21 protein-coding genes are annotated in these 20,361 nt (G+C 72.1%); 9 read left to right on the top strand and 12 right to left on the bottom strand.

Features of this window, described 5'->3' with window-relative positions:
* Window positions 1-115: 115 nt before the first annotated feature.
* The 4 genes from KJK29_RS20465 (at window position 116) to KJK29_RS20450 (ending at window position 4,586) form a co-directional block, all read left to right on the top strand.
* Window positions 116-727 carry a dihydrofolate reductase family protein gene (locus tag KJK29_RS20465; protein WP_215120598.1) on the top strand — a complete coding sequence of 204 codons (612 nt, stop codon included), beginning with the start codon at window positions 116-118 and terminating at the stop codon, window positions 725-727.
* A 91-nt stretch (window positions 728-818) separates the two neighbouring features.
* Window positions 819-1,643, top strand: coding sequence for a class I SAM-dependent methyltransferase (locus KJK29_RS20460; RefSeq protein ID WP_251057875.1), 825 nt, complete (start codon window positions 819-821; stop codon window positions 1,641-1,643).
* A gap of 224 nt (window positions 1,644-1,867) precedes the next feature.
* Window positions 1,868-2,956 (top strand): C40 family peptidase, encoded by a 1,089-nt coding sequence (locus tag KJK29_RS20455; RefSeq protein ID WP_215120597.1) that lies wholly within the window; start codon window positions 1,868-1,870, stop codon window positions 2,954-2,956.
* Window positions 2,957-3,236: 280 nt separating this feature from the next.
* A complete protein-coding gene (locus KJK29_RS20450) occupies window positions 3,237-4,586 on the top strand; it encodes a PP2C family protein-serine/threonine phosphatase (RefSeq protein ID WP_215120596.1) in 1,350 nt (449 codons plus the stop codon).
* 55 nt (window positions 4,587-4,641) lie between these two features.
* On the opposite strand, the gene KJK29_RS20445 is transcribed toward KJK29_RS20450, so the two are convergent.
* The 5 genes from KJK29_RS20445 to KJK29_RS20425 all read right to left on the bottom strand — a co-directional run bounded on the left by KJK29_RS20445 (window position 4,642) and on the right by KJK29_RS20425 (window position 7,828).
* Window positions 4,642-4,980 (bottom strand): DUF2516 family protein, encoded by a 339-nt coding sequence (locus KJK29_RS20445; RefSeq protein WP_215124371.1) that lies wholly within the window; start codon window positions 4,978-4,980, stop codon window positions 4,642-4,644.
* Window positions 4,981-5,097: 117 nt separating this feature from the next.
* The gene (locus tag KJK29_RS20440) at window positions 5,098-5,784 is read right to left on the bottom strand and encodes a hypothetical protein (protein WP_215120595.1); all 687 of its coding nucleotides are present in this window, start codon (window positions 5,782-5,784) and stop codon (window positions 5,098-5,100) included.
* A gap of 87 nt (window positions 5,785-5,871) precedes the next feature.
* Entirely contained in the window at window positions 5,872-6,561 is a 690-nt protein-coding gene (locus KJK29_RS20435; RefSeq protein ID WP_215120594.1) for a helix-turn-helix domain-containing protein, read from the bottom strand.
* A 238-nt stretch (window positions 6,562-6,799) separates the two neighbouring features.
* The gene (locus tag KJK29_RS20430; RefSeq protein WP_215120593.1) at window positions 6,800-7,144 is read right to left on the bottom strand and encodes a hypothetical protein; all 345 of its coding nucleotides are present in this window, start codon (window positions 7,142-7,144) and stop codon (window positions 6,800-6,802) included.
* Window positions 7,145-7,261: 117 nt separating this feature from the next.
* Window positions 7,262-7,828 (bottom strand): DUF6817 domain-containing protein, encoded by a 567-nt coding sequence (locus KJK29_RS20425; protein ID WP_215120592.1) that lies wholly within the window; start codon window positions 7,826-7,828, stop codon window positions 7,262-7,264.
* A gap of 173 nt (window positions 7,829-8,001) precedes the next feature.
* Here KJK29_RS20425 and KJK29_RS20420 point away from each other — a divergent pair, with 173 nt between their 5' ends.
* Window positions 8,002-8,919: a LysR family transcriptional regulator gene (locus KJK29_RS20420; protein WP_215120591.1), complete on the top strand. Its 918-nt coding sequence runs from the start codon at window positions 8,002-8,004 to the stop codon at window positions 8,917-8,919.
* Between the two features lie 67 nt (window positions 8,920-8,986).
* On the opposite strand, the gene KJK29_RS20415 is transcribed toward KJK29_RS20420, so the two are convergent.
* Window positions 8,987-9,358 (bottom strand): VOC family protein, encoded by a 372-nt coding sequence (locus tag KJK29_RS20415; protein ID WP_215120590.1) that lies wholly within the window; start codon window positions 9,356-9,358, stop codon window positions 8,987-8,989.
* A 176-nt stretch (window positions 9,359-9,534) separates the two neighbouring features.
* On the opposite strand from KJK29_RS20415, the gene KJK29_RS20410 reads away from it, so the two are divergent.
* Window positions 9,535-10,182, top strand: a complete 648-nt coding sequence (locus KJK29_RS20410; protein ID WP_251058117.1) for a hypothetical protein — start codon at window positions 9,535-9,537, stop codon at window positions 10,180-10,182.
* Between the two features lie 30 nt (window positions 10,183-10,212).
* Here the strand turns inward: KJK29_RS20410 and KJK29_RS20405 are convergent, their stop codons facing one another.
* On the bottom strand, window positions 10,213-10,857 hold the full coding sequence (locus KJK29_RS20405) for a class I SAM-dependent methyltransferase (RefSeq protein WP_215120588.1): 645 nt from the start codon (window positions 10,855-10,857) through the stop codon (window positions 10,213-10,215).
* Window positions 10,858-11,013: 156 nt separating this feature from the next.
* On the opposite strand from KJK29_RS20405, the gene KJK29_RS20400 reads away from it, so the two are divergent.
* The 3 genes from KJK29_RS20400 (at window position 11,014) to KJK29_RS20390 (ending at window position 13,384) form a co-directional block, all read left to right on the top strand.
* Window positions 11,014-11,544, top strand: coding sequence for a DUF2269 domain-containing protein (locus KJK29_RS20400; protein WP_215120587.1), 531 nt, complete (start codon window positions 11,014-11,016; stop codon window positions 11,542-11,544).
* 69 nt (window positions 11,545-11,613) lie between these two features.
* Complete coding sequence (locus KJK29_RS20395) at window positions 11,614-12,201, top strand: TetR/AcrR family transcriptional regulator (protein WP_215120586.1); 588 nt, start codon at window positions 11,614-11,616, stop codon at window positions 12,199-12,201.
* Between the two features lie 4 nt (window positions 12,202-12,205).
* On the top strand, window positions 12,206-13,384 hold the full coding sequence (locus KJK29_RS20390; protein ID WP_215120585.1) for a GDSL-type esterase/lipase family protein: 1,179 nt from the start codon (window positions 12,206-12,208) through the stop codon (window positions 13,382-13,384).
* A gap of 6 nt (window positions 13,385-13,390) precedes the next feature.
* On the opposite strand, the gene KJK29_RS20385 is transcribed toward KJK29_RS20390, so the two are convergent.
* The 5 genes from KJK29_RS20385 to KJK29_RS20365 form a co-directional block, all read right to left on the bottom strand.
* On the bottom strand, window positions 13,391-14,023 hold the full coding sequence (locus KJK29_RS20385; RefSeq protein ID WP_215120584.1) for an RraA family protein: 633 nt from the start codon (window positions 14,021-14,023) through the stop codon (window positions 13,391-13,393).
* Between the two features lie 35 nt (window positions 14,024-14,058).
* Complete coding sequence (locus KJK29_RS20380; RefSeq protein ID WP_215120583.1) at window positions 14,059-16,080, bottom strand: HelD family protein; 2,022 nt, start codon at window positions 16,078-16,080, stop codon at window positions 14,059-14,061.
* A gap of 41 nt (window positions 16,081-16,121) precedes the next feature.
* Window positions 16,122-16,757, bottom strand: coding sequence for a TetR family transcriptional regulator (locus tag KJK29_RS20375; protein ID WP_215120582.1), 636 nt, complete (start codon window positions 16,755-16,757; stop codon window positions 16,122-16,124).
* Between the two features lie 253 nt (window positions 16,758-17,010).
* Window positions 17,011-19,200, bottom strand: a complete 2,190-nt coding sequence (locus KJK29_RS20370) for a phosphotransferase family protein (RefSeq protein WP_215120581.1) — start codon at window positions 19,198-19,200, stop codon at window positions 17,011-17,013.
* Window positions 19,201-19,456: 256 nt separating this feature from the next.
* Entirely contained in the window at window positions 19,457-20,290 is an 834-nt protein-coding gene (locus KJK29_RS20365; protein WP_251057873.1) for a winged helix-turn-helix domain-containing protein, read from the bottom strand.
* Window positions 20,291-20,361 lie beyond the last annotated feature (71 nt).

Raw genomic sequence — 20,361 nt, 5'->3', positions numbered from 1 at the left:
GATGAGTTCCCCGTTCGGGAGCCGATGAGTTTCCCCGTTCGGGGGCCGATGAGTTTCCGCGTCCCGGGGCGTCTGACTCACTGATCTGACTCACTGAGGAGAGGAGAGGGTCACGATGAAGCTCGTGGTGCAGGAGTTCCTGACGCTCGACGGTGTCTCCCAGGGGCCGGGCGCCCCGGACGAGGACACCAGCGACGGTTTCGAGCGGGGCGGCTGGTTCGTGCCGCATCTCGACGAGGAGTTCGAGCGGCTGGTCGGCACCTGGCTCGCTGAGGCGGACGCGCTGCTGCTCGGCCGCCGTACGTACCAGAACTTCGCCCGGGACTGGCCGACGATGACCGACCATCCCGCCGCCGCCGTACTGAACGGCCTGCCGAAGTACGTCGCCTCCCACAGCCTGACCACGGCCGGCTGGAACCCGACCACGATCCTGTCCGGCGACGTCCCCGCCCAGGTGGCGGAGCTGAAGCGGCTGCCCGGCCGGGAGATCCAGATCCACGGCAGCGCCCGGCTCGCGCAGTCCCTGCTGGCCGCCGGGCTGGTCGACACGCTGCGGCTGGCGATCGCCCCGGTCGTGGTGGGGCAGGGCCGTCGCCTCTTCCCTGACGGCGGGGCACCGGCCGGGCTGCGGCTCACGGACCATCGGACGACGCCGGGCGGGCTGTCGGTGCATGTCTTCGAAGCGACGGGGGTTCCGGAGTTCGGGACGTACGGGGGCGGTGCCTGAGGAAACCCGGGGGGCTACCTCTGAGGACACTCGGGGGCGGCGCCTGATCACACCCGAGGGCTACCCCTGAAGGCCGCATACCCTCATACGCATGACATCCCGCGCGGCGACCCGCCCCCGCATCGTGGGCACGGTGACGCGCGGGACGACCAACCCCAACCGCCTGCGCCGTATGGACCGCTGGATCGCGGCCACGCACGGCGCGGAGCTGCGGCGCGCCGCCGACCCCGTGGCGGTCGACCTCGGGTACGGCGCCGCCCCCTGGACGGCCGTCGAACTGCTGCACCGTCTGCGTACGGTCGCGCCGCACGCGCGCGTGGTGGGCGTCGAGATCGAGCCCGCCCGGGTCGCGGCGGCGCTGCCGTACGAGCGGGCCGGGCTCACCTTCCGGCACGGCGGCTTCGAGATCCCCCTCCCGCAGCGGCCCCTGCTCGTCCGCGCGGCGAACGTGCTGCGGCAGTACGAGGAGGGCGAGGTCGCCGCCGTGTGGGAGCGGCTGTGCGGGCGGCTCGCACCGGCCGACCCGGCCACCGGCGCGCGCGGCGGGCTGCTGGTCGAGGGGACCTGCGACGAGATCGGGCGGCGGCACGTGTGGGTCGCGCTCGGTCCGGAGGGGCCGCGCACGGTCACCTTCGCGACCCGGCTGGGCTCCCTGGAGCGTCCCTCGGACCTGGCGGAGCGCCTGCCGAAGGCGCTCATCCACCGCAACGTCCCGGGCGAGCCGGTGCACACCTTCCTGCGCGACTTCGACCGCGCCTGGGCGGCCGCCGCGCCCTACGCCTCCTACGGCGCCCGCCAGCGCTGGATCCGCGCGGTACGGGACCTGACGGCAGACTGGCCCGTTGCGGACGGGCCGGTGCGGTGGCGGCAGGGCGAAGTGACGGTGCGGTGGGAGGCGTTGGCCCCACGGGGCTGAGCTCACCGGCAGGGCCCGTCGGCAGGGCCCGGCATGATCCGGCAGGGCCTGTCGGGAACGATCTCCGTGAGTCGTTCGTCACACAGGCGGGGAGATCGTCATGCCGGGGGCATACCGGTGCGGGGACGGCGGGAAGCACTACCTCTGTCGCTTTGGGCGCCGTCATGGCAGCATCCCCAGACGAACCGGATGTTACTGACGGTTAATCAGTTGGGGGCTGAGGTATGGGAACGGGCAAGCGTGGCCTGATCGCGACGGCGGTGACCGTGGTCTGCGCGATCAGCGTGCTGGCGGCACCGGGCACGGCGTTCGCCAGTCCGGACCCCTCCCCCACCCCGAGCGCGAGCCCGACGCCCGGTCCCAGCAAGGACCTCGAGGCCGTCCGCAAGAAGCTCGACAAGCTCTACCGCGCCGCGGGCCGTGCCACCGACGAGTACAACGCCGCCGAGGAGAAGGCGGACAAGCAGTCCGCCGAGATCGTCGAACTGGCCAAGAAGATCGTCAAGGGCAAGGAGAAGCTGGCCAAGCTGAAGGACCGCGCCGGCGCCTCGGCCGCCGCGCAGTACCGCGGGGGCGGACTGCCGCCCGAGGCCCATCTGACGCTCAGCGACGACCCGCAGGAGTTCCTCGACGGAGCGGTCCGCGTCCGCCAGGGCCAACACGCGGCCAAGGGCCTGATCGGCGAACTGGCACGCACCCAGGAGGACTTGGAGCAGTACGCCAAGGACGCCTCGGCGCAGTGGAAGAAGCTGGAGGCGGGCCGCAAGGCCAAGGCCGCCGCGCAGAAGAAGATCGAGAAGCAGATCGAGCAGGCGGAGAAGGTCGAGTCCGAGCTGCAGAAGGACGAGCAGAAGCGCCTCGCCGAGCTGGAGAAGGCGGCCGCGGCCAAGGCCCAGTCCGCCTGGCTCGGCTCCGGCGTCCTCGACGAGATCAGCGGCAAGGCCACCGAGCAGGGCAAGAAAGCCGTCGAGTACGCCACGGCCCAGATCGGCAAGCCCTACCAGTGGGGCGCCGAGGGTCCGAAGACGTACGACTGCTCCGGGCTGACCTCGCAGGCCTGGATATCCGCCGGCCGCGGCATACCGCGCACCTCGCAGGAGCAGTGGAAGCAGCTCCGGCACATCGACGTCCAGGACATGCGGCCCGGCGACCTCATCATCTACTTCGACGACGCCAGCCATGTCGCGATGTACATCGGCGACGGCGCGATGGTGCACGCCCCGCGCCCCGGGCGGGACATCACCGTCGCGGGAGCGGGATCCATGCCTATCCTCGGGGTCGTACGGCCTGATCCCGGCACCGACGCCGGGTGAACATATCGGGCATCGGGCACCTTTGGTGACCCGGCCCACGTGACCCACCGCACGCCGGACCCCCCGGCAGACGAGGTGTCGGCGTGACGTTCGTCATCTCCACAGCATCTCCGGGCTGTCCAACTGCGGTACATATCGCGGCATATGACACTGGCCGATGGCGCGGCGGCGTGGCTCACACCATTCCAATGCGGCGCCGACACCCGCTATGGTCCCCGTCGGTGGGTCGAGGTCCCTCGCCCCCGCCATGCCCTCGGGGGGAGGGAAGGAACCCAAGACAATGCCCGTACCCATACCGCGGCAGAGAGCGATCCCGGCCGTGGAAAGTGGTCAGGCGCAGGCCGCGTCCCCGCGTGGGGGCTCCGCCGAGGACTCCGTCAAGGACGCCTCGGCCGCTGCCCCGCGCACACCGGACACCGCCGGGAACAGCACGGAGAAGGTGGAGAACCACACCGCCCACACCAATCTGACCCTGCTGCTGATCGAGGACGACCCGGCCGGTTCGCCGATCGTGCCGGACATGCTCGACCAGGCAGGCAAGCCGATCCGCGTCCGCACGGCCCGCAATCTGACCGAGGCCGGGCGGCTGCTGACCGACGACGTCCACTGCATCCTGCTGGACCTCGCGCTGCCGGCGCCCGGCCACAGCGACTCCGAGGACGAGCTCGCCGTGCTCAGGCACGTGCTGGAGCTCGCGCCCCGGCATGCCGTCCTGGCGCTGACCGCGTCGGGCGACGCCGAGCGCGGCGCGGAGGCGGTGCGCGTGGGCGCCCAGGACTATCTGTTCCGCGACGAGCTGGACGGCCGGCTGCTGAGCCGCGCGATCCGCTACGCGGTGGAGCGCAAGCGTTCCGAGTCGGCCGAGCGCCGGCTCGCCGAGGGCCGTCTGCGGGCCCAGGAGAACCGCCGCCTGGAGCGCGGTCTGCTGCCGACGCCGCTGCTGGAGGGCTCTCCGCTGCGGTTCGCCGCCCGCTACCGCCCGGGCCGCTCGCGCGCCCTGCTCGGCGGTGACTTCTACGACGTCGTCCGCACCCCGGACGGCACCGTGCACGCGATGATCGGTGACGTGTGCGGCCACGGCCCGGACGAGGCCGCCCTCGGGGTGGAGCTGCGGATCGCGTGGCGCGCGCTGACGCTGGCGGGCCTGTGCGGCGACCAGCTGCTGGGCACGCTCCAGCAGGTGCTGGAGCACGAGCGGGCCGACGACGAGATCTTCGCGACGCTGTGCACGGTGGACATCGCTCCGGACGGCCGCCGCGCCGGCCTGTGCCTGGCGGGTCACCCCTCGCCGCTGCTGGCCCGCCCGGGCAAACCGGCCCGGCTGCTGCCGTACGACAACAACGGCCCGGCCCTCGGGCTGCTGCCGGGTGCCCGCTGGCCGCGGATGCAGGTGGAGCTGGGGGCCGAGTGGAGCCTGATGCTCTACACCGACGGTCTGATCGAGGGCCATATCGGCCAGGGCCGGGAGCGGCTCGGCCAGGACGGCATGACCGAGATGATCCGCCGCCAGTTCGCCGAGGGGCTGCGGGGCGAGCGGCTGCTGCGGGCCGCGGTGAACGAGGTGCGCGCGCTCAACGGTGGCGAGCTGACGGACGACGTGGCGGTACTGCTGCTGGACCGGGTGCCGTAGCCCCGGGCTGGCCGTGCGCCGCAGCCGCGGGCCGCGGCGCTGCCGGGAGGGCGGCTTACCGGCCGCCGTTCCAGGGGCCGTACGGGCCGTCGCTGCTGGAGCCGCGCTGGCTGCGGCCCCCGCCGGGGAGCGCGCGGATGGCCGGGCGGACGTCGACCATGTACACGATCGTCGCGATGAGCCCGATGATCGGCAGGAACGACAGGATCGGGAAGAGCAGGTTCACCACGAAGGCCAGACCGAGGATGATCAGCCAGAACGGCTTGGTCTTCTTGTCGGCCGCGCGGTACGCGTCCTCCCGCCGCACGGCGGCGTCGAGCAGAGCGAAGCCACTGAAAATGATCAGGGCCATGCTCAGCAGCCACATAAACCCTGTGAAGCCCTGAATCAGCACAACGTCCACCACCAGACTCGGCTCGTCCCTACGCGGTCACCGTACCCGTACAACGGGCCGGACACCCTCAGGGTGCCCGGCCCGCGTCCGTCTGCGACTCCGTCGCCGTCGCCGTGCCTACTTGGCCGGCGGCGTCTTCTTGGCGACGGGCTTGCGCGCCGGAGCCTTCTTGGCGGCGGGCGCCTTCTTCGCCGCGGTGGCCGGTGTGGCCGGGGCGGCCTGGGCCTTCGTGGCGGCGGGCTTCGCCGGCTCGTCCTTGACCTCGACCGGCTCGGCCTTCGGCTCGACGGCCACGGCCAGCTCCTCGACGCCCTCGGCGACGTCCTCGATGCCCTCGGCGGCCTCGCCGCGCCAGGTGCGCACGGCCTGCTCACCGTGCTCGGCGACCTTCTCGTAGGTCTCCCGGGCCTTGACGGCGTACTCGGCGGCCACGCCGACCCCGCGCAGCGCGAAGTCCTGGGCGTTCTCGCCGAACTTCTTCAGGTCGGCGTCGAGGTTGGAACCGAGCTTCTTGAAGTCGGCGTCGAGGGAGCCGATGAAGCCCGTGACCTTGGTCTGCAGGGTCTCCTGCGTCTCCTTGACGCGGGCCGAGGCCTCCTTGGCCCGGGCGGACGCCTTCTCCTGGACGGCCTTGGTGTCGGTGTTGCGTACGGCGTCGATCCGCGCCGGAGCCTCGGCCCGCAGCTGCTCCACGAGGGCGGGCACCTTCTTGGCCTGCTGGAGGGCGAGGTCGGCGGTGCCGGCGGCGAAGTAGAGCGGAGTCGGGTCGCTGAGGGTCTTGCGCAGGTCGTCGGTGATGGCCATGGTGAGGATCCTCCCGGATTCTTTCTCGCTTGAGGGTTCGGCTGAGGGTGGTGTGATCCGCAGCGGAGCGGCCGGGCCCTGGTCCGGCTAGCCGGCCGTCTGCTGCGGGTCGGTGTCACTGCCGCCGGTGGCCTTGCGGGCCCGGCGGGCGGCGGGGGTACCGCCGGTGTTCTTGCGGGTACGGCGGGTGGCGGACGTACCGCCGGTGGTCTTACGGGTCCGGCGGGTCTCGGACGTGCCGCCCGACCCCTCGCCGGTACGGTCCTCGGCGGGCCTGCCGCCGTCGGCCGTACGGGTCCGTCTGCGTATCCCGGTGCCGCCGTCCGGGACGTCCTCGTCCGCGTCCCCATCCGCACCCGGGTCCGCCGCGCCTTCGGCGACCACGACCTCGACGACATCGGTGTCGTTGCCGGAGCCGTCGCCGGTCCCGAATCCGTTCTCCTTGCGGAAGGACTCGTAGATCTGCAGCAGCACCTGCTTCTGCCGCTCGTTCAGCGTCGGGTCCGCGAGGATGACGGCGCGCGTCTCCACCTCGTCCCGGTCCCGCTCGGCGTCGAGGATGCCGGCCCGGACGTACAGCGTCTCGGCGGAGATCCGCAGGGCCTTGGCGACCTGCTGCAGCACCTCCGCGCTCGGCTTGCGCAGCCCGCGCTCGATCTGGCTCAGATACGGATTGGACACCCCGGCGGCATCGGCGAGCTGCCGCAACGACAGCTGCGCGTTGCGCCGCTGCTCGCGCAGGTAGTCACCGAGATTGCCGACGTTGAGCGATGCCATGCCCTCCACGGTGCCGCACCTCGCTAACTATTGCAAGCACCCGCTTGCAAAAGTGCGCCATGCCACCCGGTTAGGCCCATACGGATCAGCCCGTCCTGCCCTGCCGGCCAAGGCCGCAGACCTGGCCGCGTCTGGGCAAACCACGTCGCCGGCGCTGACCCAGAGGATGCGGCGCCGTTTCGAGGACGAGGGGGTACCGGTCTGGTCGACCCGACCTCTTACAGCGCGTAGAGGCAGCTCAGGAGCATCGGCGCCCCATCTTCGCCGACCGGCGGTTGTGCCCCTTGGTGTCCCACCACTCTTCCAAGAGGCCGCGCACCAGCTGAACCAGTTGGCGAAGGCGCTCAGAATCAGGGGCAGACGAGGTGAGCACGTCCGCGAAGGACTTGTCGCCCCATGGCAGTGTGACGACCCAGCACTCGTCGGCGTGCCCCTCCCGCTCGACGATGAGGCCGTGGGCCAATGTGACGCTGCGGTCTGGTTGGTCGTCTACCGTCAGGTCGGTGACGTTGAACCTGGTGGCGCCATCATCGGTGGTGAACGAGCGAGCCAGGGCGCGCTCAGCTGGTGTGCGAGTCGCCATGGCACCTCTCACCTCGTCGACGAGTAACCCGAATTAGTCGCCGGCACGGCCCTCACCGACACGGCCGGTTCGCTCGAAGAAGCCCTGGCGGATCCAGCCGTCGGAATGAGATCCGGTTCAGCCCTGCCGCGTCCCGCCCAGCACCGCCTCGCAGTCCGACCAGGCGGGCTCGCTCAGCAGAGGCCGAAAGCGGGTGAACAGGGTGAGGAGTTGCGGGCCCCACTTCTCGCGGAAGGCGGGGTCGAGGCGGGCGAGGTCGAGTTCGTTGGCGGCGGAGAGTTCCGCGAAGTCTCGTCGGTGCCGGGGATCCGGTGTGTGGAGGCGGCCGGTGAAGCGGTCCCGGAACGGCCCGTCGGCGTCCGCGAGCGTCGGGTAGGTGGCCTGGCGGTCGCAGGACGCGTAGAGGTACACGATCGCCTCGGCCTCGGCACCGATCACCGCCGCGAGGTCGGAGCGGCGGTCCGAGGGCAGCAGGGCGGTAGGGAAGCCGTCGGTGCCGTAGAAGGCGTGGCACAGGCCCGCGAGTTGGAGGGCCGGGCGGGCGTCCCAGGCGGCGAGCCGGCTGCGGACGCGCTGGAGGTGGGCGACGAGCGTGCCGCCCGGATGGACGATCTCGGCGGCACCGAGCCCGTGCAGCAGCGCGGCGGCCCGGTCGGTGGCGTCAGGAGGAGGGGAGGCAGACACGGTGTCCTTCCGTCACGGGAGGGGTCGGCACCCGTCCGCGCCTTCGCCTGTGGTCCGGACCCGCGAAAGCGCCGGACGGGTTGCCGCCTGGGCCCTGCCTTGATCCTCGTAGGCCCCGACACCTCAGTCAATCCTATGGATTTCTCCCAACACCCAAGCTGTAGCTTGGGGTTGTGACTCTGGAGGATCTGCGCGTCTTCGTGGCCGTGTGCCGGGCGGGAAGCCTCAGTGCCGTCGCCCGGGAGCTGGGCCGCACCCAGTCGGCGGTGAGCCAGCACGTCAAACGGCTCGAGCGCGAGACCGGTGTGAGCCTCCTGGAGCGCCGGCCCCGGGGTGTCGTGCCCACCCCCGCGGGGCATGTCCTGCGCGACGCCGCCTCGGACAGCGTCTCCGGTCTGGATCTGGCCCTGCGGCGGCTCGGGGACCTGGTCAACGGGGACGGTGGCGCCGTACGCGTCACCACGGGCGGCACCACGGTGCGGCATTTCATGGCCGAGGCCGTCGTGGACTTCCGGCGGCGCTACCCGAAGGTCAGCCTGGAGTTTCGGACGGAGACCTCCAGCCGCGGCTGCTTCGACGCCCTCGCCGCGGGCGACGTCGATCTCGCCTGGGTGACCATCGACGGGCCGGTGCGCGGTATCGAGCAGCGCCCCGTCGTCTCCCTGCCCTGGGTCCTGGCCGTCCGCTCCGACGATCCGCTCGCGGACCGGCCCTGTGTCGGCACGGCCGGGTTCAGCGACATCAGCCTCATCCGGCTTCCCGAGAACTCCACCTCGGGTGCCCTCCTCGACGCCGCGTTCGCCGAACTCGGCATCCGGAGCGGCTCCGGCACGAGCGTCGCCGACTGGGACACCGCCCTCCTGCTGGCGGAACTCGGCCTCGGCCACGCCGTCGTACCCGTCCTGCCCGGCTGGGGGATACCGGGTGACGGCCCCCTCCGCCTCGTCCCCGTCCCCGATCTGCCCCCGCTCCCGGTCGGCTGGGCCGTCCGCCGCTGGGACGCCCTCACTCCGCTCGCGCGGGTCTTCGCCGACACCGTCGCCCGCAGTTGCACGGAACGGAGCGGACCCGACGAGATGCCGTTCAACTAGCGTGCGGGCGTCGTAGCTTCGGGGAGGGCCATGCGAGTCGGCGTGGCCGCGTCGTCGGCGTGGCCGGTCACGACAAGCCCCCGACGATGCAGAAGGGATGCCCGGCCGGATCCGTGAGGACCCGCCATCTGTCCTGCTGCGGCTGATCCGGTGTGCCCGCCCCCAGCTCCAGCAGCCGGGCCTCGGCCGCGTCGACGTCCACGACCCTGAAACAGCAGTGCAGTTGCTGCGGTACGACCTGGCCGGGCCAGCTCGGAGCGCGGTAGTCGTCGACCCGCTGAAACCCGATATTGAACCCGCCCTCAACGTCCAGCGCGGCGAACTCGGCGTCCGACTCGGGGTGGAGTCCAAGTCCGGTGGCCTGCTGGTAGAACGCCGCCAGGGCGAGCGGATCAGGGCAGTCCAGGGTGATCGCGCTCAACTTCATCAGCGGGGTCATGACGCCTCCGGGCCGCTCGCTGGGGACTCTGGCCCTGCACACCCTAGAAGCGGCCGGTCGCTAAATCGTTCGACGAGTCGGGGCGGGCACCGTCATGATCCGCACTCGTGACGACGACTTCGCAGCAGTTCCTCGTCCGGGCAGCCGCCCGGAACAACGCCGAGTGGTGCGCGGTGATGTGCCGGGCGCACGGGGTGGTGGGCGGGTTCGGGGGCGACGCCTGGGCCGCCCCGGTGCGGACGCCGCTCTACTACCCCGATGCCGTGACGCTGGAGCCGGGCGCCGACGTGGGCGCGCTCGTGGCGCGGATCGACACGGTCTCGCCCGGTGCCTCGGTGAAGGACGGTTTCGCCGATCTGGAGCTGGCGGAGGCCGGGTTCCGGGTGTTGTTCGAGGCGTGGTGGATCCATCGGCCGGCCGGGGCATCCGCACCCGTTCCCGACCTCGCCTGGGAGATCGTGGACGATCCGGGCTCACTGCGTGCCTGGGCGCTGGCCTGGGACGCCGGCGGCGGGAACGCGGACCTCTTCAGGCCCGAGCTGCTCGCCGACCCGGAGACCTTCGTGATCCTGGGGCGGGCCGCCGACGGCCGTGTCGCCGCCGGGGCGGTCGCGAGCCGCAGCGAGCACGTCGTCGGTGTCTCCAACGTCTTCGCGCGGGACGGCGGACCCGACGCCGCCTGGCCGGTCGTCCTGCACGCGCTCGCCCGGCTCTTCCCCACCCTGCCCGTCGTCGGATACGAACAGGGCGACGATCTGACGGTCGCCCTCCGGTACGGCTTCGTGCCGCTCGGCCCGTTGCGGGTGTGGACGCACAGCGGCTGACCCCACCGGCCGCCGCTGCCGCTGCCGCTGCTACGGCTTGTACGCCAGGAACTTGCCCGCCTGCCTCTTCGCCCCTCCCTCCGGTTCCTGCACCACCCGCGTCATGACCACCAGCCCCGCCCGCCGGAGCAGTTCCGCGATCTCGTCCGGCGGCAGCAGGTGCCACTCGTAGGACACCGGATGGTCGCCGTACGCGCGCTTCGGGCACAGGTGCTCGCCGTTGCCCACATGGCCCGCCAGCATCAGCCGGCCGCCGGGCGCGAGGGTGCGGTGGAACTCGGCGAACACGGTCGGCAGCAGCTGCGGCGGGGTGTGGTGGACGGTGTAGTACGCGAGAATGCCGCCGAGTTCGCCGTCGCCGATCTCCAGCGCGGTCATCGAGCCGACGGTGAAACGGAGTTCCGGGTAGGCCGCGCGGGCCAGCTCGACCATCCTCGGTGACACGTCCACGCCGAACGCCCGCACGCCCAGCGCGGCCAGGTGCGCCGTCACCTTGCCCGGACCGCACCCCAGGTCGGCGACCGGCCCCAGAGGGCGTACGGATTCGGCGAAGGCGGCCAGCATCGCGCGCGACACCGGGTCCAACTCGGCCGGTTCCTTGACGAGTCGGGCGTAGTCGGCGGCGACGGTGTCGTAGGACTCGCGGACCGCGGTGAGGTGGGAGGGCTCGGTCATGCCGCGAAGCTAGACGACGGCACTGACACTCCCCCCGTAGCCGACACCCCGTACGCCGACGCCCCGAACGCCGGCACCCCGTACGCCGACGCGAGTACGCCGGTTTACTCCCGCTGCGAGACGACCTCACCCCACCGCCCCGGCAGCGTGTCCCCCATGAACCCGAAACTCAGCCGCCCCGCCCGCCGGACCGCGCTCGTCGTCCACGTCGTCGCCTCCGCGAGCTGGCTCGGGCTCACGCTCGGGCTGCTCGCGCTCGGCACCACCGCGGCCGGCACCGGGTCCGCCGTGACCGTGGAGGCGTCCGTCCGGGCCATGAAGCTCTTCGCGGACTGGCTGCTGCTCCCCGTCGCGTTCCTCACGCTGCTCAGCGGACTGGTGCTGTCGCTGGGGACCGCGTGGGGTCTGGCGCGGCACCGGTGGGTCTGGACGAAGTTCTGGCTGACCCTCGCCACGACCACCGCCACGGTGTTCGCCCTGCGCCCCGGAGTGAACTCCGCGGTCGCCACCGTCGCCGCGGGCGGTCCGCTGCCCGATGCCGGGGACGTCCTGATGGGGCCGGTCGTCTCGCTGTCCGCCTACGTCTTCATGACGGTGATCTCGATCCTGAAGCCCTGGGGCCTGACCAGGCGGGGCAGGAGGCTGAGGCAGCGTACGCCCGTCCGGCGTACCCTCCAGGATGCCTAAGGCCTCATGACGCTTGCCTAAAGGTATTAGGCAGATGCACAATCCCTTCAGGCAGAAGGGAGGTGCCGTATGGCACGCGTGGGACTCACGCCGGAGCGTCTGACCGAGGCAGGCGCGGAACTCGCCGACGAGGTCGGCTTCGACGAGGTGACCGTCTCGGCGCTCGCCCGGCGCTTCGACGTCAAGGTCGCGAGCCTGTACTCGCATGTGAGGAACTCTCAGGACCTCCGGACCAGGATCGCCCTGCTGGCGCTCGCGGACATGGCCGACCGGGCCGCCGACGCCCTGGCCGGACGGGCCGGCAAGGACGCCTTGGCGGCGCTGGCCGGCGTCTACCGCGACTACGCGCGGGAACACCCCGGCCGCTACGCGGCGGCCCAGTTGCGGCTCGACCCGCAGACGGCGGCCGCCAGCGCCGGTGTCCGGCACGCGCAGATGACCCGGGCACTGCTGCGCGGCTACGACCTGACGGAACCGGACCAGACCCACGCGGTACGGCTGCTGGGCAGCGTCTTCCACGGGTACGTCAGCCTGGAGCTGGGCGGCGGGTTCAGCCACAGCGCCCCCGACACCGACGCCACCTGGGCCCGGATCATCGACGCCCTCGACACGCTGCTGCGCAACTGGCCCGCTCCCCCTACGGATCCCCGAGGCTGACACCATGCACTCCGAGCACGACTGGATCACCACCCCGCTCACGGCGGACCTGCTGCGCGGCGCCCTCGACCTGGAGCGCACCGAGCACGGCCTGCTCCCGCACCGGCTGCCCGCCCGGGCCCGCGCCCAGAACGACAACGCCCAGCTCGCCATGGCCGAGGCCCAGCCCTCCGGCGTACGGCTGGCCTTCCGTACCGCCGCGACGGCCGTCGAACTCGACACGCTGCGCACCAAGCGCGACTACGTCGGCCTCCCGTCCCGCCCGGACGGCCTGTACGACCTGGTCGTCGACGGCCGCCCGGCCGGGCAGGCCTCGGGGACCGGCGGCAACGTCCTCACCGTCGACATGGCCACCTGGGACGGCGAGGTCGCACCGGGCCCGGTGGGCACCGTCCGCTTCACCGGTCTGGCCGCGGGCGAGAAGGACGTCGAGATCTGGCTGCCGCACAACGAGACCACCGAGCTCGTCGCCCTGCGCACCGACGCGCCCGTTGCGCCCCTGCCGGACCGGGGCCGCAGGGTGTGGCTGCACCACGGCAGTTCGATCAGCCACGGCTCCGACGCAGCGAGCCCTGCGGCCATCTGGCCCGCGATCGCCGCGTCCCTGGGCGGTGTGGACCTGGTCAACCTCGGTTTCGGCGGCAGCGCGATGCTCGACCCGTTCACCGCGCGTGCCATGCGGGACACCCCGGCCGACCTGATCAGCGTCAAGGTGGGCATCAACATCGTCAACGGGGACGTGATGCGGCTGCGCGCCTTCGGCCCGGCCGTGCACGGTTTCCTCGACACGATCCGCGACGGGCACCCCGACACCCCGCTGCTGGTCGTCTCCCCCATCCATTGCCCGATCCACGAGGACACCCCCGGCCCCACCGCCCCCGACCTCGGCGAGATCGGCGAGGGCCGGCTGCTGTTCGCGGCCATGGGCGATCCGGCGGAGAAGGCCACGGGCAAGCTCACGCTCGGCGTCATCCGGGAGGAGCTGGCCCGGATCGTGCGGCAGCGCGCGGCCGAGGACCCGAACCTCCACTACCTCGACGGCCTCGCCCTCTACGGCGAGTCCGACGCGGCCGAACTGCCCCTCCCCGACCATGTCCACCCGGACGCCGCGACCCACCGCCGCATCGGCGAACGCTTCGGCGCCCTGGCCTTCACCGAGAAGGGCCCCTTCGCGGAACGCTGAGCCCGCTCAGTCGTCGAGGCCCCCGAAGCCCTGCTCCGCCAGGGCCTTGCCGACGCGCGCGCGGTGGGACGACTCCCAGTCGTCCAGGGTCTGCGCGGCCTCCTTCGCCAGCTTGGCGCGGGCCGCGGTGAGCACCTCCTCGCGGCGGGCCCCGGGCACCACGACGACGCCCTCCTCGTCGGCGACGACCACGTCACCCGGGTCGACGGCGACGCCGCCGCAGGTCACCCGCTCGCCCAGCGGCCGGGCGGCGGCCTTGGTGCCCGGGATGGGGATGACACCGCGCGCGAACACCGGGAAGCGGGCCTCGCGCACCTCGGAGAGGTCGCGGATCAGCCCGTCGAGGACGAACGCGGCGACACCGCGGCGCTGGGCGACGGCACAGACGTTGCCACCGGCCAGCGCGTAGTCCAGGTCGCCCGACTCCACGACGACGACCGAGCCGGGCTCGGCCCGGTAGATCGCGGTGTGCAGCATCAGGTTGTCGCCGGGAGGGCACCGCACGGTGAAGGCAGGCCCGGCCACCCGCGGCACCGGCCCCCACAGGGGCCGGACCCCGATGTCCATGACCTGCCCGCGGCCCAGCAGATCGGCCAGCGTGGTGGTGGGGATGTCCGTGAACGCGTCTGTGTCAGCCATGACATGGACCCTAACCACCCCGCACGCGCGCGTGTCTAGATCGGCAGTGGCCTCCCGTGCACCACTTCCAGCCTCGTCACCGCCCGCGTCAGCACCACGTACAGCCGGTGCAGCCCCCGTTCCTCCGCCTCGGCGATCGCCGCCGGCTCGACGGCCACGACATGGTCGTACTCGAGTCCCTTGACCACGCTCGCCGGCACCAGGGACAGCCGCGCGCCGAGTTCCCCGGGCCCCGCCGCCTCGACACCGGCCGCGTCGAGCGCCGCCCGCACCCGGGGCACATCCGCGTCCGCCGCGACAACCCCGACCGAGCCCTCCTGCCCCAGGGCGTCCCGTACGGCGTCCACCACCGCCGCCGGCACCCCGTCCGTGTCCGTCTCCCGCATCCGCAACTCCCCGTCCCCGCGCAGCGAACGGGCCGCCGGCACGTCCACGTCCAGCCGCTCCAGCAGCCGGTTGGCGAGACCGACGACCGCCTGCGGCACTCGGAATCCGACGGTCAGCTCGACCACGGCCGCGTCCGCTTTCCCCAGGTGCGCCAGGACGGTCGGCCACGACCGTGCCGCCCACGGCGTCGTCCCCTGCGCCAGATCGCCCAGAACCGTCAGCGAACCGAAGGGCGCCCGGCGGGCGATGGCCCGGCACTCCATCGGGGACAGATCCTGCGCCTCGTCGACGACGACATGCCCGTACCCCTCCGGGTGCTCGATCAGCCCGGCCACCTCGTCGAGCAGCACCAGATCGGCGGCCGACCAGCGCGCCGACTTCCACGACCGGGGCGGCGTGCGCCACAGCAGTGCCCGCTGCTCGGCGCCGTCCAGCAGCCCGTCGGCCGCCTCCGCCAACGCCTCGCCGTCGGTGAGCAGTTCGGCCAGGACCTCCTCCGGACGCACCCGGGGCCAGACGGTGTCGAGGTACGCGGACACCGGCCGGGACCGCTCGACCCGGCGCACCCAGGCGTTCGTCGGCGGCCCGGCCCGCCGCTCGACCCGCTCGCGCAGACACCGCACGATCCGCGCCCGTACCCGCTCCCGCCCGACCCCGTACGGCGGTTCCTCCTGCCGTACGTCCGCGACGATCCGTGCCAGCTCCGCCTCCGGTACCCGCCAGCGGTACGAGCCGTCCGGCACGGCGAGCGAGCCCGCCCCCTCGGTGCGCACGCGCGCGTACAGCGCCCGCCGCAGTACCTCCGCCATCCGGGCGTCGTGCTTGACGACGGCGGCGCACTCGTCGTCGGTACCGCGGACCGGCCACCGGGCGATCTCCTCGGCGAGCGTCGACTGCCGCACCCCCGTCTCGCCGAGGGCGGGCAGCACCTCCGCGATGTACGACAGGAACGTGCGGTTGGGCCCGAGGATCAGCAGGCCGCCGCGCCGGATGCGCTGCGGGTGCGTGTAGAGCAGATACGCGGCCCGGTGCAGGCCGACGGCCGTCTTGCCGGTGCCCGGCGCGCCCTGCACGCACACCGACATCGCCAGGTCCCCGCGTACGAGGTCGTCCTGCTCGGGCTGGATGGTCGCGGCGATGTCCCGCATGGGCCCGACGCGGGGCCGCTCGATCTCCCGGGCGACGATCGCGCTGGCCCTGGCCTCCCCCTGCCCCAGGCTCTCGTCCTCCAGGCCGGTCAGATCGCCGGAGTCCCCGCGACTGCCGGCCGCCCACCCGAACCGTCGGCGTACGGCGACGCCCTGCGGATCACGGGCGGAGGACTGGTAGAAGGCACGCGAGACGGGTGCGCGCCAGTCGACGACGAGGGGCGGTTCGGCCGGGTGCTCGGAGATGCGCAGCCGCCCGATGTGCAGCGGCCCACCGGCCCTCTTGAACTCCAGGGCCCCGAAGAACAACGGCCCCTCGGGCAGTTCGCGCAAGGCCTTGGCCTGGCTGCGCAGCCGGTACCCGAGCACCTCCGCGTCGACCCCGGACGCCGACACGTCCTCCCCGATGACGACCTGTTCACCGGCGCCCTCGACCATCGCGGCGAGGGCGGCCCGGCAGCGCTCGTGGTGGGCGCGTTCCCGGTCGAGTACGTGCTGAAGGGCAGGCTCGGTCGACGTCATCCCACCGAGCCTAGAGCAAAAACGTAACCGAGTTAAATTTATTACTCACTCTCACCGCGAGCCCGTGAACGGCCGACGGGCGGCAACCCGGCCCCCAGCCACCCGAACGCCCGATCCGCCGCAGCCACCGCATCCGCCCGCACGTCCGCCACCCGTTCCCCCGCCGCGATCCGCCGCCAGTTCTCCAGCGCGAGCACCCGCAGCACGGCCATGATCTGCCCGGCCGCCAGCCGCGCGTCCAGATCACCCCCGAGCACCTCGGCCAGCGCCGCCTCCGACCGCTCCTGGTGCGTATGCGCACGGGCGACCAGGGAGGGCGTCCCGTAGAGCAGGGCGTGGAAGGCGAGCACCTGGGGATGGTCGTTGAGCCCGGTCACCGGATCGTTCCGCTCCAGCCCCTCCAGAAAATGCCGCCGCAACGCCTCCACCGGCGGCCCCTCCCCCTCCGCCACCACCCGCGCGGCCTCCCCCTCGTGGTCGGCGATCCGGTACAGCACCAGATCCTCCTTCGCCGGGAAGTACCGGAACAGCGTCGGCTTGGAGATCTCGGCCGCCGCCGCCACCTCGGCGACGGACACCGCGTCGAACCCCTTCTCCAGGAAGAGCCGCACCGCGACGTCCGACACGACCTCGTACATCCGCCGCTTCTTGCGCTCACGCAGCCCGGTCTCGCTCATGGGGCGAGCCTACGCAGGGGCGACAGGCCCGAGGGCCTGTCGTTTGGATCACGCCGCAGACGCGGGGTCTGGCACGCACATCTGCCGCGTTGTCGTCGGTTGCCGATTCCCCCACGCTCGGCTTCGCTCGCGCGGGAGGTGCCCCCATCGCATCGCCGCCCTCCTCCGCCTTGCAGCTGCACGCACCAGACCCCGCTCACCGGCGATGACAAGATGCTGCCGATTCCCTGCGACCTGATCCAAACGACAGGCCCTACGCCAGCGCGCGGGCGAGATACGGGTTCGCCGTGGATCTGACCGGGAGGCCGAGCGAGCCCGTGGCGACCGCCAGCGTCACCGCGTAGGAGTCCACCGCCCGCCGCACGTTCGGGGCGTCCAGGCTCGCGCCGGTCACGATGCGGTCCAGGTCGACGTACGCGGACCGCACGATCTCCAGCCAGCGGTACACCCGCCAGTCCTCGCGCCAGTCGCGGGTGTACTCCTCGGGCAGCCCGCGCTCCCAGCGGCGGAACATGCGGTCCCGGATCTCCGGCCGGGTCGGTGTGAGGTGCATGTGCCGGACGAGGTCGTAGAGGGGATCGCCGACCACGGCCATCTCCCAGTCGATGATGGTCAGCGCCCGGTCGTCGTCGCGCCGGACGAGGTTCCAGGGGTTCAGGTCCCCGTGCAGCAGGGCGGGCTTGCGCTGGCTCACCTCGTGCCGGGAGAGGATCAGCTGCAACCGGTCCGCGTCGGGCAGCCCGAGATGCCGGGCCAGTTGCTGCGACTCCTTGGGCAGGTCCCGCACCAGGGAGATGAGCTGATCCCGCAGCCAGCGATGGAAGGCCCCCTCACCGGCGGTCGGATCGATCTGCTCGTACCGCACCCGCGTCAGGTCGCAGAGCTGGTCCACCAGTCCGTCCGCCTCGTGCGGCAGCAGTCCGTGGACGGGGTGGTTGGGGGGCCGGTCGACGTCCCCCGGCCCGACGTAGGTGTGGATGGCGATGGTGTCGCTCTGGAACGTCTCGCCCAGCGCGAGCACCCGCGGCGCCGCCACCTGGGTGGAGGACTCCTCGATCGCGCGCAGCACGGTGTGCTCGCTGAGGAAGCCGCGCTCCCGGCGGCACACCTCGGGCAGCTTCCGCCGTACGACCACCGGGAAGTCGACGCCCGGCACCGACACCACCGTGTTCAGGTGCGCGGTCCCCTTGAAGACCCTGCCCGCGGGGGCGGCGCCCTCGGCCAGCAGGGCCTCCCGGACGGCTGCGGCCGGGAAGTCGGGGCGCTCCGGAACACGCCGGTCGGGCAGCCACTCGAACGCCTTCGCGATCCAGGCCCGGCCGCTGATGTCCCCGTTCATCCGCGACACCAGCCAGCGGAAGAGGGCCCGCCTGATCTCGCCCTCACGCGGCACGCTCCCGAGCCGCAGCGGCTCCGCCGCCGCGTCGAGGGCCCGTCGCACCTCGGCCGTCGCCTCGTCCAGGCTCGTCTGCGTGAACGATTCCTCCAGCGAGCGGGCGGCGCGCATCACGTCGGGGAAGACCGACTGGGCCCGCTCGAACGCCAGGTAGTGCCGCAGATCCTTGGCCAGTCCGTTGACGGCGGCCGGCCGGACCTCCTGCATGGCCTCGGCCCACGCGTCGACCACCTCGGCCCACTGATGGGCCGGATAGCGCATGCGCACCAGGTGCGTGGCCAGGTCGTGCAGCGGGTCGCCGTAGGTCGCCAGCTCCCAGTCGACGCAGATGAGGGGCGGGTCGCCCGCGTAGGACACGATCACGTTGTCCCGGTGCAGATCGGCGTGGAGCAGGCTGTACGGCCGCCGGGCCATGGCGGGGACGCGTCCGGCCAGTGAGGCGAGAGCGTCCTCCGGGATGCCCAGCGCAGCGAACAGCCCGCCGAAGGAGGCCCAGTTGGGCCGTCTGATCTGCCGGTCGGCCAGCTTGACCAGGGTCTGGAGGAAGCCCTGGCTGTCCATGTCGTTGCGGGGCCAGGCGGCCGGCAGGGCGGGCAGTGCCCCGCGCCGTACCTGGGCCATCTGGGCGAGCAGTCCGGCCAGCGCCTTGATGAGCAGGGTGTCGACGGGCTTGCCGTTGTCGCAGACGCTGGAGAGCGGTACGCCCTCCACAAAGCTGTGGATCGCGAAGTCGCTCCGCTTGACCAGGCACCGCGGCGCGTGCGGCAGGATCCCCCGGACGGCATCGAGGATCTCCGCCTCGTCCTGCCAGGTCCGGATGACCACGGGCAGCGCGTCCGGCCGCCGGATACGGACGGTCACCGACGTCCCGGCCTCACGTCCGACCAGCCGGGCCATGCCCTCCGTCAACGGCAGGACGTAATTGCGGTTGTGATGGCCGCTGCTCGCCTGGCCCAGCTCGGCGGCCAGCCTGACGAAGGCCCGGTACGCGGCGTCGTGCGAGGCGCGCTCCCCGAGGAAGGGACGGGGAAGAGGAGGTGCGCCCACTGGCCGCTCCGGAAGTACGAGAAGGGGAGGACGGTATGGCAAACGGTAGGTTCGCGGCCGGTTCCACGCCTGGCGGGTGAGCCAATGAGAGTGGATTTGCCACCCATCCGCACGAGACGGCGTGGACTCGTTCTATGGTGGCCGGTTGCCCCTTCGGATACGAACGAGAGCGGCGTTTGACTCAATCGGTGCGCGGTGCGGGAATGCTACACCCGCCCGCCCCCTCTGCCCCCGCACGCCTCCCCGGCGCTTTTCGTCACTGGGGCCCCTCGGCCAACAGGTCCCAGACGGAGTCGTACCACCGGCGCATGGTGTCCACGAAGATGGTCCCGGCCGAGTCCGGGTCGTCGTCCTGCACATGGTGCGTCAGCGTGGCGCCGAGGCCCAGGACGTCGAGCGCCCGCACCTGGTCCCCGCTCTCCAGGACCAGGGCCCGCTCGACGACCCGGTACAGGCCGTGCAGCACCTCCGCCCCGTTGATGACGTACAGCTTGAAGGTCGGTGTGAGGGGGGCGTGCCTGATCTCGAGGTCGACGGAGGGGACCAGCTTCTCCGCCCGCAGCCCCTCCAGGACCTGGTGCAGGGACTCCGTGCTCCGCCTGGTGATGGTGCGGAAGCGGTCCCGCAGACGGTGGGCGTCCTCGTCGTTCACGGCCCGGGGGTAGGGCAGCTCCAGCGACTCCGACGGCAGCAGCATGCGCAGGGCGATGCGCTCGGGCGCGATGACGCCGGCGCGGATGCGTTCGTCCTGACGGCGGATGTGGACGTCCAGCGACTCCGAGGTCAGCGTATAGACGTCCAGGGTGACTTCGGGCTGCTCGAACGCCTCGCTGATGAGCGGGTCCAGGGTCATCGGCCGCCGGGACCGGGTGGCCCTGGCGGTCTCGGACTGGATGCGCTGGTTCTTGATGACCCGGGCCCTCGTCCCCTGCCGGTTCTCGATCCAGCTCTCGTTGCCCAGTTCCTGGATGACCCGCTGCACGGTGTCCCGGGAGACACCGAACTCCTCGGCGAGCTCGCGCTGCGAGGGCAGCAGAGCCCCCCGCGGATACGTCCCGTCCGCCATCCGCGTCCGCAGCTCCTCCGTCACACGCCGGAACGCCCTGCCGTCACCACTCCGCCTGGCCGTCACACGACGTACGTACCGCCGTCGGCCGACAA

The organism is Streptomyces koelreuteriae (assembly GCF_018604545.1).
GTDB lineage: Bacteria > Actinomycetota > Actinomycetes > Streptomycetales > Streptomycetaceae > Streptomyces > Streptomyces koelreuteriae.
Note: the sequence above shows the minus strand (reverse complement) of the source record. Positions and strands in the feature narration are given on the sequence as shown.

Coding starts and splice junctions, on each gene's coding strand:
- KJK29_RS20375 (WP_215120582.1), bottom strand. CDS start 16,757: ATGAGCGAGACCGGGCTGCGTGAGCGCAAGAAGCGGCGGATGTACGAG.
- KJK29_RS20380 (WP_215120583.1), bottom strand. CDS start 16,080: ATGACGTCGACCGAGCCTGCCCTTCAGCACGTACTCGACCGGGAACGC.
- KJK29_RS20440 (WP_215120595.1), bottom strand. CDS start 5,784: ATGGCCATCACCGACGACCTGCGCAAGACCCTCAGCGACCCGACTCCG.
- KJK29_RS20400 (WP_215120587.1), top strand. CDS start 11,014: ATGAACCCGAAACTCAGCCGCCCCGCCCGCCGGACCGCGCTCGTCGTC.
- KJK29_RS20435 (WP_215120594.1), bottom strand. CDS start 6,561: ATGGCATCGCTCAACGTCGGCAATCTCGGTGACTACCTGCGCGAGCAG.
- KJK29_RS20390 (WP_215120585.1), top strand. CDS start 12,206: ATGCACTCCGAGCACGACTGGATCACCACCCCGCTCACGGCGGACCTG.
- KJK29_RS20455 (WP_215120597.1), top strand. CDS start 1,868: ATGGGAACGGGCAAGCGTGGCCTGATCGCGACGGCGGTGACCGTGGTC.
- KJK29_RS20465 (WP_215120598.1), top strand. CDS start 116: ATGAAGCTCGTGGTGCAGGAGTTCCTGACGCTCGACGGTGTCTCCCAG.
- KJK29_RS20450 (WP_215120596.1), top strand. CDS start 3,237: ATGCCCGTACCCATACCGCGGCAGAGAGCGATCCCGGCCGTGGAAAGT.
- KJK29_RS20405 (WP_215120588.1), bottom strand. CDS start 10,857: ATGACCGAGCCCTCCCACCTCACCGCGGTCCGCGAGTCCTACGACACC.
- KJK29_RS20430 (WP_215120593.1), bottom strand. CDS start 7,144: ATGGCGACTCGCACACCAGCTGAGCGCGCCCTGGCTCGCTCGTTCACC.
- KJK29_RS20415 (WP_215120590.1), bottom strand. CDS start 9,358: ATGACCCCGCTGATGAAGTTGAGCGCGATCACCCTGGACTGCCCTGAT.
- KJK29_RS20460 (WP_251057875.1), top strand. CDS start 819: ATGACATCCCGCGCGGCGACCCGCCCCCGCATCGTGGGCACGGTGACG.
- KJK29_RS20410 (WP_251058117.1), top strand. CDS start 9,535: ATGTGCCGGGCGCACGGGGTGGTGGGCGGGTTCGGGGGCGACGCCTGG.
- KJK29_RS20385 (WP_215120584.1), bottom strand. CDS start 14,023: ATGGCTGACACAGACGCGTTCACGGACATCCCCACCACCACGCTGGCC.
- KJK29_RS20395 (WP_215120586.1), top strand. CDS start 11,614: ATGGCACGCGTGGGACTCACGCCGGAGCGTCTGACCGAGGCAGGCGCG.